Origin of the sequence: Streptomyces bicolor (assembly GCF_000719285.1) — a bacterium.
Classification (GTDB): Bacteria; Actinomycetota; Actinomycetes; order Streptomycetales; family Streptomycetaceae; genus Streptomyces; species Streptomyces bicolor.
Window position 1 is genome coordinate 372316 of the sequence record NZ_JOFS01000008.1, and the last position, 12976, is coordinate 385291.

Annotated in this window: 10 protein-coding genes; 5 read left to right on the forward strand and 5 right to left on the reverse strand. The window is 72.2% G+C overall.

Translation table 11 applies throughout. The annotated features are described in order from the left end of the window. Positions 1–58 precede the first annotated feature (58 nt). Both IF78_RS0113050 and IF78_RS0113055 read left to right on the forward strand, forming a co-directional pair. Complete coding sequence (locus IF78_RS0113050) at positions 59–724, forward strand: TetR/AcrR family transcriptional regulator (protein WP_031480733.1); 666 nt, start codon at positions 59–61, stop codon at positions 722–724. 225 nt (positions 725–949) lie between these two features. Continuing rightward, entirely contained in the window at positions 950–2245 is a 1296-nt protein-coding gene (locus IF78_RS0113055; RefSeq protein WP_051827766.1) for an MFS transporter, read from the forward strand. Between the two features lie 125 nt (positions 2246–2370). Here IF78_RS0113055 and IF78_RS0113060 read toward each other — a convergent pair whose 3' ends face one another. Genes IF78_RS0113060 through wecB form a run of 4 tightly spaced genes read right to left on the reverse strand, consistent with a single transcriptional unit; the run spans position 2371 to position 8192 of the window. Next, positions 2371–4554 (reverse strand): glycosyltransferase, encoded by a 2184-nt coding sequence (locus tag IF78_RS0113060; protein ID WP_031480729.1) that lies wholly within the window; start codon positions 4552–4554, stop codon positions 2371–2373. Then, positions 4551–6368, reverse strand: a complete 1818-nt coding sequence (locus tag IF78_RS44980; RefSeq protein WP_051827769.1) for a hypothetical protein — start codon at positions 6366–6368, stop codon at positions 4551–4553. Before IF78_RS44980 ends, IF78_RS0113060 begins: the two co-directional genes overlap by 4 nt. Further along, positions 6368–7111, reverse strand: coding sequence for a class I SAM-dependent methyltransferase (locus IF78_RS0113070; protein ID WP_031480725.1), 744 nt, complete (start codon positions 7109–7111; stop codon positions 6368–6370). Before IF78_RS0113070 ends, IF78_RS44980 begins: the two co-directional genes overlap by 1 nt. Further along, entirely contained in the window at positions 7104–8192 is a 1089-nt protein-coding gene (gene wecB / locus IF78_RS0113075; RefSeq protein ID WP_031480723.1) for a non-hydrolyzing UDP-N-acetylglucosamine 2-epimerase, read from the reverse strand. The genes IF78_RS0113070 and wecB overlap by 8 nt, the downstream gene beginning before the upstream one ends. Before the next feature lie 109 nt (positions 8193–8301). On the opposite strand from wecB, the gene IF78_RS0113080 reads away from it, so the two are divergent. Genes IF78_RS0113080 through IF78_RS0113090 form a run of 3 tightly spaced genes read left to right on the forward strand, consistent with a single transcriptional unit; the run spans position 8302 to position 12358 of the window. After that, a complete protein-coding gene (locus IF78_RS0113080) occupies positions 8302–9762 on the forward strand; it encodes a glycosyltransferase family 4 protein (protein ID WP_031498273.1) in 1461 nt (486 codons plus the stop codon). A gap of 5 nt (positions 9763–9767) precedes the next feature. Then, entirely contained in the window at positions 9768–11135 is a 1368-nt protein-coding gene (locus tag IF78_RS0113085; RefSeq protein ID WP_078662418.1) for a nucleotide sugar dehydrogenase, read from the forward strand. Between the two features lie 53 nt (positions 11136–11188). After that, positions 11189–12358 (forward strand): glycosyltransferase family protein, encoded by a 1170-nt coding sequence (locus IF78_RS0113090; RefSeq protein ID WP_051827771.1) that lies wholly within the window; start codon positions 11189–11191, stop codon positions 12356–12358. Between the two features lie 4 nt (positions 12359–12362). On the opposite strand, the gene IF78_RS0113095 is transcribed toward IF78_RS0113090, so the two are convergent. After that, positions 12363–12776: a VOC family protein gene (locus tag IF78_RS0113095; protein ID WP_031480715.1), complete on the reverse strand. Its 414-nt coding sequence runs from the start codon at positions 12774–12776 to the stop codon at positions 12363–12365. Positions 12777–12976 lie beyond the last annotated feature (200 nt).

Consider the following 12976-nt stretch of genomic DNA (forward strand, 5'->3'; position numbering starts at 1 on the left):
AATCACCGGCACGCGGGTGGGCCACCGGGGCGCGCTCGCCCTCGCCGAAGGAACCCCGATGACCAGCGTCGAAGAGCCGGCACGAACGAACGGGCGGATCCGTGACGCCGCCCGCACCAAGGCCGAGATCCTCGACGTCGCGACGCAGGAGTTCGCCCGCGCCGGCTACGACGGCGCCCGCGTCGACGAGATCGCCGCCCGCACCCGCACCACGAAGCGGATGATCTACTACTACTTCGGCGGCAAGGAGCAGTTGTTCACGGCCGTGCTCGAGCGGGCGTACGGCGTGATCCGGAAGGCCGAGCAGCAGCTCGACGTCGAGCACCTCGACCCGGTCGCGGCCATCCGCCGCCTGGCCGAGCTGACCTTCGACCACCACGAGCAGCACCCCGACTTCATCCGCCTGGTCAGCATCGAGAACATCCACGGGGCCGAGCACATCGCCGCCTCCGAGAGGCTCGGCAAGATCGGCTCGCCGGCCCTGGACGTGATCCGCCGGATCCTGGAGTCGGGCCAGAAGTCCGGGCTGTTCACGGCGGACGTCGACGCCGTCGACCTGCACGCGATGATCAGCTCCTACTGCTTCTTCCGGGTCTCCAACCGGCACACCTTCGGCGCCCTGTTCGGCCGCGACCTGGTGGATCCGGCCCGGCGTGAGCACTATCGCGCGATGCTCGGCGACATGGTCATCGCCTACCTGACCGCGGAACGCACGACGGACTGAGGTCGTACGGCACCACCCCTTGACACCCGGGAAACGTGGGCGCAACATCCGTAGCCATCGCGTACTAACTATCCAGTGGGTTAATTAGCCGGGATCCGGCGCCTCTCCCCAGTTCTGGTTTCCCTCGTTTCCGCTCACTCCGCTTAAGTTGGAGTTCCCTCGAAGGAGCACGCCGTGTCCGTCCCCGTCCCGCAAGCCCCGCCCGGCCAGCCGAGGAAGGCGGCCATGGCTGCCTGGATCGGCAGCGCCCTCGAGTACTACGATTTCTTCATCTACGGCAGCGCGGCCGCGCTGATCTTCCCGGCGGTCTTCTTCGACGAGTCCGACCCGGCGACGGCGACCCTGCTGTCGCTGGCCACGTTCGGGGTGGCGTATGCCGCGCGGCCGGTCGGGGCGCTGTTCCTCGGACACTTCGGCGACCGGCTGGGCCGTAAGAAGATCATGGTCTTCACGCTGATCCTGATGGGCGTGTCGACGTTCCTCATCGGCTGTCTGCCGACCCGTGACCAGGTCGGCACCCTCGCGCCCGTCCTGCTGGTCCTGTGCCGGGTCCTCCAGGGCATCTCGGCGGCGGGTGAGCAGGCCAGCGCCAACTCGATGACCCTGGAACACGCGCCACCCCATCGGCGCGGCTTCTTCACCAGCTTCACGCTGAGCGGCACCCAGGGCGGGCAACTGCTGGCCACCCTGGTCTTCATCCCGGTCGCCGCGCTGCCGGAGGAGCAGCTGATGTCCTGGGGCTGGCGGGTTCCGTTCTGGCTGAGCGTCGCGGTCGCGGTGGCCGGCTGGGTCATCCGCCGCAAGCTGGACGAGACGCCGGCCTTCGAGCAGCAGGCGGCCGGCGAGGGCGTCGCCAAGCTGCCGCTCGTGGTGCTGATGCGGGAGCACTGGGCGGACGTGCTGCGGGTGATCGGGGGTGCGCTGGTCGCCTCGGTCAGCACGATCTTCACGGTGTGGGCGCTGTCGTACGCCACGAGTGACGCGGTCGGGATGAGCAGGTCCTCGATGCTGTGGGTGGGCGCCCTCGCCAACCTGGTCGCGCTCGGCGCGATCCCGCTGTGGGCGACGCTGTCGGACCGTATCGGCCGTCGGCCGGTGTACCTGATCGGCGCGGCCGGCAGCGCGGTGATGATGTTCCTGTACCTGTGGTCGATCTCGACCGGCTCCTACCCGCTGACCCTGCTGCTGGGCATCGTCACCTTCGGTGTGGTCTACAGCGCCGCGAACGGCGTGTGGCCGTCCCTCTACGGCGAGATGTTCTCCACCCGGGTCCGGCTGTCCGGCATGGCGATCGGCACCCAGATCGGCTTCGCGGTCGCCGGTTTCGCGGTGACCTTCGCCGCGCAGATCGCAGGGCCGGACGGCGACAACTGGTTCGCGGTCGCCCTGTTCACCGCCGCCCTGTGCGTGCCGCCGGTCGTGGCCGCCCTCTCGGCCCGCGAGACGGCGAAGGTGCCGACGGAGCGGCTGGGCGAGCGGGTGGCCGGGCAGGCCCCGCAGCCGGCGAAGGTCACGGCCTGACATCACCGGGTCCCCGGACGCCGTGGGGCTCCGGGGACCCGAGCACTGAGCAACCCGCCGCGGTGTCGCGCCCCTTGAGGTGCGCGGCGAACTGCGCGATCAGCCCCCACCGGCCCGCAGGTGAATCACGGCGCACACAACAACTCCGTCCAGGTCTCGGCGACCCGGTCCAGGGCGAAGCCCTCCCGCACCTGCGTACGGGCCAGCTCGGCGGCGGACCGCCACCCGTCCTCCCCCAGCGCGGCGATCGCGTCCACCATCGCCTCGGGGTCGTCGTGGATCCACCGCTTGTCGTAGATCTCGTCGGCCCCGGGCCACGGCAGCAGCGAGGGCACGGCACCCGAGGCCATCCCCTCCGCGGGCGCGAGGTGGAAGCTCTCGTCGTCGCTGGTGGACAGGACGTGCCCGACCCGGCGCAGCCAGCCCGCCACGTCCGGCCCGAACCTGTCGAAGACGACGGCCCCTTCGAGCAGCGGCGATGTCTGCATCCGGCGCAGCACCGCGTCGTAGTGCGCGCGCTCCTCGGGCTTGTTCCAGATCCACCAGTACTCCCACGGCGGCTTCGACTTGACCGACAGATGCCAGCGGCGGTCGCGGGCGCGCAGCGCCTCCAGCACGTCGAGGCCGAGGTCGAGGCGTTTGCGGCTGGGCGCGATGCCGATCATGCCGAGGCGGTGGTGGGCACCGGGTGCCTTCGGGCGGTCGAGCTGGTCGGTGTCCACCCAGTTGGGCACGACCACGACCTTCGACGCCGGCCAGCCGGTGTGCTCGCGGGTGCGGCGGGCGTAGTACGGGCTGACGCACACCACCCGGTCGACCGCGTCGATGTCGACCTGCCGGGGCCACGGCGCGTCGAGCTCGAAGCGGTGCAGGCGTACGATCAGCCGGCTGCCGCGCCGCTTGTGGCGGCTGTACCAGACGGCGGCCGGACCGCACCACTCGACGACCACCACGTCCGCCCAGTCGGCGAGTTCACGGCTGGCGTCCGGGTCGTGCCGGGCCAGCGCGGACCAGGCGTCGACCCGTACGTCCAGACCCGGCAGGGAACGGAAGTGGTCGAGCAGCCGGGTGAGGAACTTCAGGTCGTGCCCGGCGATGCCCACCCGCAGGGGTTGCTGACGTGCCGTCACCTGGGTGGGTGCGGCGGGGAAGGCCCGGCCGAGGTGGGCACGCCAGCGGGCGGCCGCGCCGTCCAGGGTGTACTGCCGGGCCGCCGCGCGGCAGCGGTCGGCCGCCAGACGCCGGGCTTCGGGCTCGCGGACGGAGCGTGCGACGGCTTCGGCGGCGTCGTCGAGTCCGGCGCGTCCGGGCACGAACAAGGGATAGTCGGTGCCGAGCAACGCCTCGTGCGCCGGAGTGCGGTTGAGGACCACGGGCAGGCCCAGGGCGCCGAACTCCAGGACCTTGGTGGACAGTTCGAGGCTGGAGTCGAGCACCGGGTCCCGCCAGCCGAGGCCGACGTCGCAGTCCGCGGCGATGCGCATGGCCTCCTCGCGCGGCTGTCCGCCGTGATGGAGGACGCCGGGCGTGGCGGCCAGCGCACGCGCCATCGCGGCCTGGAAGCCGGGGTGGCCGGGATCGTCGTGGATCTTGTCACCGACGGTGTGCAGTTCGGCCGGGACACCGCGTTCGGCGAGCAGTTCCGGGAGCCGGGTCATGGGCAGCGTGTTCCAGCGGGGTGCGAACTTGCCGGTGTAGACGAGCCGCAGCGGCTCGTGCGGGCCGTTCCGGTCCGGCACCGGGAAGCCCGGCTCGGGCACGGCGGGCGGGCTGAGCACGCACTTGCCGCAGGCCTCGGGCACCCAGGTCTCCAGGAAGCAGCGCAGTTCCTCGGTCTGGCACAGCAGCCGGTGCGAGGCCTGCGCGATGCGGACGAGGTCCGCACGGGCCGCCTCGGTCATCTCGGCGGCCGACTGCGGGATGTCGGTGAGGTAGGCCCAGATCCGCCCGTCGAAGACGCCGTCTGCCACGATCCGGGTGACCAGCCGCCGACCCCGCAGCACCAGCAGATCACAGGGCTCGTCGTTGTCGAGCCGGGCGAGCACCTCCGAGGCCTGCACCGGTGACATGGGCCGGTCGGCGAGCCCCGGCAGCAGCCGCTCCTCGTACGGGCGCACCAGTGTGACCCCGGGCAGCTCGGCCAGCGGATCGGTCAACCGGCCGGTGCGCACCGGCGACTTGAGGACGAGCCGGGCCTCGCAGCCCGCCCGGGACAGGGCCTGCACCGTCGACTGGGCCCACACGGCGGAGCCGTCGATGAGGTTGAGGTCGACGTCGCCGTAGACGAGCGCCCGCAGCGTACGGCTCATGACGGCTCCTTCCCGCGCACGGCGAACAGACGGTGCCCTTGCCCGGACCAACTGCCGGGATCCGTACCGGACATGTACAGCGAGCGGCGTACCAGCAGCGGTCGCAGCGACGGTACGAAGACGTAGTCGTCGGCGGTCGGCGTGTGGCCCACCGCGTCGGCGCCGGAGTGCTCCTGGGCGCACATGAGATCGAGGAGGAGGGTGTCCGGCCGGTCCTCGGTGAGGTCGGTCCAGTCGGCGACCCAGGGCGCGAGCGGCTGCCCCCGGCGTACCGTCACGCCGGCGGCGGTGAGTTCGTCGAGCCCCGCCGGATCGGGCACGACGACCTCGACCGGGCGGTGCAGCTGGCCGAGCACCTGCCCGACGAGCCGGGCGACGTCGGTACGGTCCCGGGGCGCGGCCAGCACCGCGACACGCCGCTCGTCCAGCGGATCGGGGGCGCCGGCCAGCCGCGCGAGCCGCGACAGCCGTACCCGGGTGCTGTCCTCCCGGAACAGCTCGCGCAGCCGTTCCCGGCCCTCGACTGCCGGGTCGAGCCGGGCGAGCCGAACGCCGGTGTCCGCGTCGACGACGGCGTCCCAGGCGAGCCGGGCGAGCCCGGGCGCGGTGGAGGCGGGACCGTCCCGCCACAGCACTGTCCGTCGCTCCAGCACCCTTGCCTCGGTGAGCAGTTCGGCGAGGGTCCGGTCCAGGTCGGGGGCGATACCGGTGCCGGTTTGCCACCAGGGTCCGTCGCCCGTGCAGGCGCTCAGCTGGACGACGAGCACATCGGGGTCGGTGCGGCGCAGGAGCAGCCGTCCGTCGTGCGGCAGCAGCCGGTTGACGACGACGTCCGCCGCGAAGTCCTCGGCCGTGGCGGCGGTGAGCACGCCGGCCATGACGAGTCGGTCGCGGGGAGCCGCGGTCAGGGCGCGATGGGCGAGGTGGAACCGGTCGTCGACGGGCGCGTCCGGCCCGGCCTGCGGCCTCGGTGCGTTGTCGGGCGTCCGCCCGGTGGAGCGGCGCCGCCCGCGCCACAGTCCGTACAACTCCCCCGGCAGCCGCGCCGCGCCCCGCTTCGGCGACCGCGCGGCCGTCACCAGCGCCTTTCCCACCCGCAGCGAGGTCGAGCCCTCCAGCATGGCCACGCGGGCCTGCAGCACGTCGACCCGGTCCCGGGCGGCCCGCAGCGCTGCGGCCAGCTGCTCCTTCTCCCGTACGGCGGTGGCGAGCCGCTCGGCGACCCCGTCCTGCCCGGCGGCACCGCGGACGCGCTCCGCCTCCTCGACCGTCCGCTCCAGGTCGAGCGCGCGGGCGCGCAGGGAGCGGGACGCCAGGTCGGCGAAGACGTACTCGTCGGCGATCCGCAGCGCGGTGACGTAGCCGTCGGACGGGACGGGACGGCCGAAGAAGTCGTGCGGCGGCAGGAGTTCGTCGGTGCGGGCGATGACCGCGCCGGCGTGCAGATGGACGTAGTCGAGAGGCGCCGCGCGCAGGACCTGGCAGCGGTGGGCGACCAGGTCGTCGAGGAGCCGGTGAAAGGGGAGTTCAAAGCCGCGGTGACCGAACACGATCAGGCCACGCGCGCCGGGCCGCATCCGGGCCAGCACGGCGCGGCAGGCATCCTCGCTCCCGTGCAGCTCGGCGTCGGGTCCGTACGAGAGGAGGGCCAACTCGCCCTCGGTGACGGGCTGTTCGTCGTTGTCACGGTCGTCGCGAAGGGCGACGCCCGGCGGCAGATGCAGGTACGGCTCCAGGCGCAGGCCACCGCGCGTCGTGTCCACCACCGTCGTGACGCCGTCGAGGTGCGGATGGAGCAGGTCGGTCAGACGCATCAGTGGGTCCTCGTGAAGACGTGGAAGCCGACCCGGTCCTCGCGGAAGCCGTACGGCCTGGAGAGGGTGTGCCGCAGACCGAGGGGCTCGAGTTCGGCACGGTAGGCGCCGGTCGGGCGGTACGTGATGTAGTCGCCGTCAGTGACGGGCCCTGCGGTGTCCTCGCCGCCGACGGCTTCGGTGACGGTGTCGGTGACGATCAGCCGGCCGGCGACACGGACCAGGGAGGCCAGGTTGCGCAGACCGGCCGCCCACTCCTCGTCGTCGAGCACATGGAACAGGACGTCGACACAGACAACGATGTCGTACGGCCAGGGACTGCGCCACTCGTCGAGCGCGCAGAGTGCGTAGCGCGGGCCGCCGCCCTCGGCGCGGGCGTGGTCGATCGCGTGCGGACTGGTGTCGAAGGCGTCGACCCGATGGCCGCAGCGGGCCAGGGCGCGGGCGAAGTACCCCTTGCCGCAGCCGGCGTCGAGCGTGAACAGCGGGGCGGCGGTGCTGGACAGGTCACCGATGAGGGAGAGCAGCGTGCCGAGCCGCTGGGCGTAGAAGATCTCGTTGCCCGGCCGGTCGAGCCCGATGTGCGCGCCGGAGGCGAGGTCGTCGTGGTCTGCGTGGCGGGTGTCCCAGTAGGTCCGGGTGTCGTCGTATGTCTGCCTGTCACCGAAGGCCTGTGTGTCGCCGTACGTCCGTGGGCGGCCGTGGGTCCCCGCGTCGTCGTACGTCCGCGTGTCGTCAGCCATGGCGCTCCAGCCACGCGGTGATGACGCGGGCGATCCGGCCGCCCGCCCTGCCGTCCCACAGCGGTGGTCCCTCCCCCGGGCCGGCTCCCCCGCCGTCCAGCACCTTGCGCAGTGCGGGCACCAACTCCCCGTGGCTGACCAGCCGGTTGGTGCCGTGGGTGACCGTGACCGGGCGTTCGGTCGTGGTGCGCAGGGTCAGGCAGGGGACGCCCAGGACGGTCGTCTCCTCCTGGACGCCGCCCGAGTCCGTGATCACGGCGGCGGCTCCGCGGACGAGGCTCATGAACTCGACGTAGCCGAGCGGGTCGAGCAGGTGGATGCCCGGCGCGTCCGCGAGGCCCGCCGCCCGCAGCGCGGCCCGGCCGCGCGGATGCAGCGGTACGACCAGGTCTAGATGGCGGGCGGCCTCGGCCAGGACGCGTGCGGCGGCCGCGGCGGCCTCCGGGTCGTCGACGTTGGCGGGCCGGTGCAGGGTGACGACGCCGTAGCGTTCGGGCAGTGCGTGTGCCGCACGGGCGGTGACCGGGTCGAAGTGCTCCATATGGGTGAGCAGGGTGTCGATCATGGGATTGCCGACGAGGTGCACCCGCTCGGCGGCGATGCCCTCGCGGGCGAGATGGCCGACGGCCTCGGGGCTCGTGACGAACAGCAGCTCCGCCAGCTGGTCGACGAGGCGCCGGTTGACCTCCTCCGGCATCGTCATGTCGAAACTGCGCAGCCCGGCTTCGACGTGCGCCACCGGCACGTCCAGTTTGGCGGCGACCAGCGCCGCGGCCAGCGTCGAGTTCACGTCGCCGTACACCGTGACGAGCGCGGGTGCGCGGGCGGTCAGTTCGCCCTCCAGGGCCACCAGCAGGTCCGCGGTCTGCCGGGCGTGGCTGCCGGAGCCGACGCCTAGGTCGGTGTCGGGTTCGGGCAGGCCGAGTTGCCGGAAGAAGATGTCCGACATCCGCTCGTCGTAGTGCTGCCCGGTGTGCACCAGCACCTGGTCGCAGCCCGCCGCGCCGAGGGCGGCGACGACCGGGGCGGCCTTGACGAAGTTCGGCCGGGTGCCGACCACATGGAGTACGCAGCCGTTCATCGGGCTCCCCTATCGATGGCTCGGTCGCCTACGGGCGCTTTCAGCCGGTGTCGTTGGGACAGTCAGGGTTGGTGGGCATTTGCCCAGCATTGCAACCTACCGTTGCGATATGTCACGTAATGCCATTCTCGCCCTCAGTCTGGCCGCCTCCGTCGCTCTTGGCGAACTGCGCCAGGATCCGCAGCGGGCTGTTCTGCTGGCCGTGCGCCTGCTGCCGGGGCGCATCCGGCGTGGATTGCGGCCGCTCGAACTGCGGCTCGCCGGGCGCGCCCGCGCCGCCGGACCGACTGCGACCCCGTCCGCCGTACGGGTGCCCGCACCGCCCGGCCGGCGCTTTCGTCCCGTGCCGGGCCGGGTGCTCCATCTGGTCACCAACGGACTGCCGTTCCGGCACGCCGGCTACACCGTGCGCACACAGAAGCTGGCCGAGGCGCAGCTGGCGGCCGGACTGGACCCGCACGTGGTGACACGGATCGGCTTCCCCGTGACGGCGGGAGTACTGGACGCCCGCCCGACGCAGCACGTGGGCGGGGTGCCACAGCACCGGCTGCTGCCGCCGCGGCTGCCGTACGGGCAGGCGGCCGCGCTGGCACGCAACGCCGAACTGGCCGCCCGACTGGTGGAACGGCTGCGGCCCGCCGTACTGCACGCGGCGACCGACCACGGAAACGGGCGTGTGGCGCTCGCCCTGCGGGAGACCTACGGGCTGCCGGTGGTCTACGAGGTGCGGGGCTTCTTGGAGGAGACCTGGCTGACGCAGGCGCCGGGCCGCGGCCGGGACGACGAGACGTACCGGGCGCGGCGCGCCCTGGAGACGTTCTGCATGCGAGAGGCCGATCTGGTGCTGACGCTCGGTGAGGCGATGCGGGCCGAGATCGTGGGCCGCGGGGTGCCCGAGGAACGGGTTCTCCTCGTGCCCAACGCCGTGGACGACGCCTTCCTTGCTCCGCTGCCGGACGGGGCGGTCGTGCGCGCCCGGTTGGGGATCGCGCCGGACGAGTTCGTGGTCGGCACGGTCGGCAGTCTCACCCCGCACGAGGGGATCGGCACATTGCTCCATGCGGGTGAAGAGCTGCGGCGGCGTGGTCTGCCGGTGCGGTTGCTGATCGTCGGCGACGGTCCGGAGCGCCCGGCGCTGGAACGGCTGGCCGCCCGGCTGGGCCTGGACGACGGGACCGCGCTGTTCACCGGCCGGGTGCCGCACGCCCAAGTCCGCGATTTCCACGCCGTGTTGGATGTGTTCGCGGTACCGCGCACCGACGAGCGGGTCTGCCGGCTGGTGACTCCGCTCAAGCCGGTGGAGGCGATGGCGAGCGGTGTCCCCGTGGTCGCCAGTGATCTCGCCGCACTGAGAGAGCTGATCGAGCCAGAGGTGAGCGGAGGGCTAATTCCTGTCAAATCGCCATATTCCTGGGCTGATAAACTTGAAATGCTCATTTACAGTAAAAAGCGGCGGACCGAATGGGGAGCAGCCGCCCGCGCGATGGTCGCGCGTGACCGCACCTGGAAGCGGGTCGCCGCCACAACCCGTGAGGCGTACCGCGCCCTTGGATGCCTTGAGGCGGGGTGAGTCCCATGCAGGCCGAACAGACCGGACAGCTCGGGGAAGAGACCGGACCGCTCGGGGAAGAGACTGAGCCTCTCGGGGAGGAGAGCGAACCTCTCGGAGAGGCAGAACCGCCCGATCGCGTCGAACTCGCGGTGATCGGGCTCGGATACGTCGGGCTGCCGCTCGCGCGTGAGGCGGCGTCGATCGGCCTGAGAGTCGTGGGCCTCGACCGCGACCCCCGCGTCGTGGAGGCGCTCAACACCGGGCACTCGCACGTCGACGACGTCTCCGACGAGGACGTCCGCCGGATGCGGGCGGCCGGTTTCACGGCGTACACGGACGACGCCTGTCTGGCGCGTGCGCAAACCGTGGTCATCTGTGTGCCGACCCCGCTCAGCGAGGACGGCGGCCCGGATCTGAGCGCGGTCAGGGCCGCGGTGCGCACGGTGGCGGGACGGCTGCGGCCCGGACAGCTGGTCGTACTGGAGTCGACCACCTATCCGGGAACCACCGAGGAGGTCGTACGGCCGCTCCTGGAGGAGTCGGGGCTGCGCGCCGGCGTCGACTTCGCGCTGGCCTTCTCACCCGAGCGCATCGACCCCGGCAACACCACACACGGGCTGCGCACCACGCCGAAGGTGGTCGGCGGCTGCACCCCGTCCTGCGCGGCGCGCGCGGTCGCCTTCTACGGCAAGCTCGTCGACACCGTCGTCCAGGCGAAGGGCACCCGCGAGGCCGAGATGGCCAAGCTGCTGGAGAACACCTACCGGCATGTGAACATCGCCCTGGTCAACGAACTCGCCGTGATCAGCCACGAGTTGCACGTCGACCTGTGGGACGCGATCCGCTGCGCCGGCACGAAGCCCTTCGGCTTCCAGGCGTTCCGGCCCAGTCCCGGGGTCGGCGGGCACTGCATCCCCATCGACCCCAACTACCTGTCGTACAAGGTGCGTTCGTCGCTCGGCTACGAGTTCCGGTTCGTCGAGCTCGCCCAGGAGATCAACCGGCGGATGCCCGAGTACGTGGTGCGCCGCGCCCAGGACCTCCTCAACACCGCCGGCCGGCCGCTGCGCGGCTCCCGGGTGCTGCTGCTAGGAGTCACCTACAAGCCGGACGTGGCGGACCAGCGGGAGTCGCCCGCGGTGCCGGTGGCGCGGCTGCTACGGGAGCGGGAGGCCGAGGTCTCCTTCCACGACCCGCATGTACGGCTGTGGTCGGTGGACGGGGCGAGCGTGCCGCGGGTCGACGACGTCATGGCGGCGGTGCGCGAGCAGGACCTGACGATCCTGCTCCAGGACCACTCGGCCTACGACCTGCCCGCCCTCGGTGACGCGGCCCGGCTGCTGTTCGACACCCGGGGGCGGATCTTCCGGCCGGATGTGGAAGTGCTCTAGCCGGCCCCCTCGGGGTCGGTTGTTCTCGGGGCAGTCGAAAGGTGCGTGCTCTGATGCGGATACTCGTCGTCACCGTCGTCCATCACCCCGAGGACGCCCGGATCCTGCACCGGCAGATCGCCGCCCTGCGGGAGCACGGTCACCGCGTCGTGTACGCCGCGCCGTTCGCGGCCCGCGAGGTGACCCCACGGCCGTACGTCGAGGGCGTGGACCTGCCGAGGGCCGCCGGCCGGGACCGCCGGGCGGCACTGCGCGCGGCCCGCGTCCTGCTCGCCGAGCGGGGACCGCAGGCGGACGTCGTCCTGCTGCACGACCCGGAGCTGCTGCTCGCACTGCCGGGCACGCTGCGCCGCTGGCGGCGCGCGGGACGCACTCCCGTCACCGTGTGGGACGTGCACGAGGACACGGCGGCGGCGCTGGAGATGAAGCGCTGGCTGCCACGACCGCTGCGGCCGCCGCTGCGGCTGGCTGTACGGGCGGCGGAACGGCTGGCGGAGCGGCGACTGCGGCTGCTGCTCGCCGAGGACGCCTACCAGCGGCGTTTCCGCCGCCCGCATCCCGTGGTGGCCAACCTCACGGCGGTCTCGCCCGAGCCGCCCGAGCCGCCGGGCGACGATCGGGTGGTCTACCTCGGGCACCTCTCCCGGGCGCGGGGCGCGCTGGACCTCATCGAGACGGCACGGCTGCTGGCGCCCGACGTCCACGTCGAGGTGATCGGCGCCGCGGACCCCGAGGTGCGGGGCGCGCTCACCGAGGCCGACCGGGACGGCGTACTGCGCTGGCACGGGTACTTGCCCAACGACCGCGCCCTCGACCGGCTCTCCGGCGCCCTGGCCGGCCTCTCCCTCCTCCACGACCAGCCCAACTACCGCCACTCACGGCCCACCAAAGCCGTGGAGTACATGGCCCACGGCGTCCCCCTCGTCACCACGCCCACCCCGCTCGCGGCCGACCTGGTCGAACGCTACGGCTGCGGTCTCGTCGTACCGTACGAGGACCCGGCCACCGCCGCGGACGCCGTACGGCGCCTGCGCTCCGACCCGGAGACCCGCCTGCACGCGGCCACACGTGGCTGGGAGGCGGCACTCGCCGACCTCAACTGGGCCGACCGGGCGACCGAGTTCGTGATGTGCCTGGAGGCCTGGGTGAAGGAGGCGTCGGGTTCGGCGGCGGACACCGATGCCGCTGCCCCGGTCGCGGGGGGCAAGGCGCGTACGGCCTGACCGGCTAGGCGTCGTTGGACCAGCCTCTGCTGCACAGCACCAGCCGGTATCCGTCCGGGTCCTCGATCGTGACACCCCACTCGTTCCAGTACGGGTTGGGTGACAGCACCCGCTTGCCCCCGTGTTCTTCCAGGCTGGCCACCAGGTCGTCCGGCACGGGACCGTCCACGTAGACGACGAGGAGGTCCTCCTCCGTCGGCCGGGGCTCAACGGGGTGGGCGGGCTGGTGGACGAGTTCCAGATGCCAGTCGGCGTCCGGCCAGCCGAGCATCAGCAGGTCGTGCTCGCCGGTTTCGGGGCCGCCCACCGCCCGCCATACGACGCCGAGTCCTAGCCCCTCACCCCAGAAGCGCTCCGCCGCCGCCAGGTCCCGGGACGGGCGGGCGATGCGGATGTGGCTGCGGCCGTCGACCGGCATGGTGGCCCCCCAGGTGGCGTCCTGTTCTGCGTCGATCCACTCGGCAGCGTAGGCAGCCCGTCTGCGCCGGGACCATCGGTCATGAGCCCTCCGCCCTGGGTCCTAGTACTCCAGCAGCGTTTCGCTATCTGGCCTGGTCAGAGGCATCGTCGGGAGTGTAGTTGGCTGCTGGCATGTCAGGGGCGGTCTTGCCGGACCGC

Excerpts from the sequence above, each read along its gene's own strand:
- IF78_RS0113050 (WP_031480733.1), top strand. The coding sequence starts at position 59 with ATGACCAGCGTCGAAGAGCCGGCACGAACGAACGGGCGGATCCGTGAC.
- IF78_RS0113055 (WP_051827766.1), top strand. The coding sequence starts at position 950 with ATGGCTGCCTGGATCGGCAGCGCCCTCGAGTACTACGATTTCTTCATC.
- IF78_RS0113060 (WP_031480729.1), bottom strand. The coding sequence starts at position 4,554 with ATGAGCCGTACGCTGCGGGCGCTCGTCTACGGCGACGTCGACCTCAAC.
- IF78_RS44980 (WP_051827769.1), bottom strand. The coding sequence starts at position 6,368 with ATGCGTCTGACCGACCTGCTCCATCCGCACCTCGACGGCGTCACGACG.
- IF78_RS0113070 (WP_031480725.1), bottom strand. The coding sequence starts at position 7,111 with ATGGCTGACGACACGCGGACGTACGACGACGCGGGGACCCACGGCCGC.
- wecB (WP_031480723.1), bottom strand. The coding sequence starts at position 8,192 with ATGAACGGCTGCGTACTCCATGTGGTCGGCACCCGGCCGAACTTCGTC.
- IF78_RS0113080 (WP_031498273.1), top strand. The coding sequence starts at position 8,302 with ATGTCACGTAATGCCATTCTCGCCCTCAGTCTGGCCGCCTCCGTCGCT.
- IF78_RS0113085 (WP_078662418.1), top strand. The coding sequence starts at position 9,768 with ATGCAGGCCGAACAGACCGGACAGCTCGGGGAAGAGACCGGACCGCTC.
- IF78_RS0113090 (WP_051827771.1), top strand. The coding sequence starts at position 11,189 with ATGCGGATACTCGTCGTCACCGTCGTCCATCACCCCGAGGACGCCCGG.
- IF78_RS0113095 (WP_031480715.1), bottom strand. The coding sequence starts at position 12,776 with ATGCCGGTCGACGGCCGCAGCCACATCCGCATCGCCCGCCCGTCCCGG.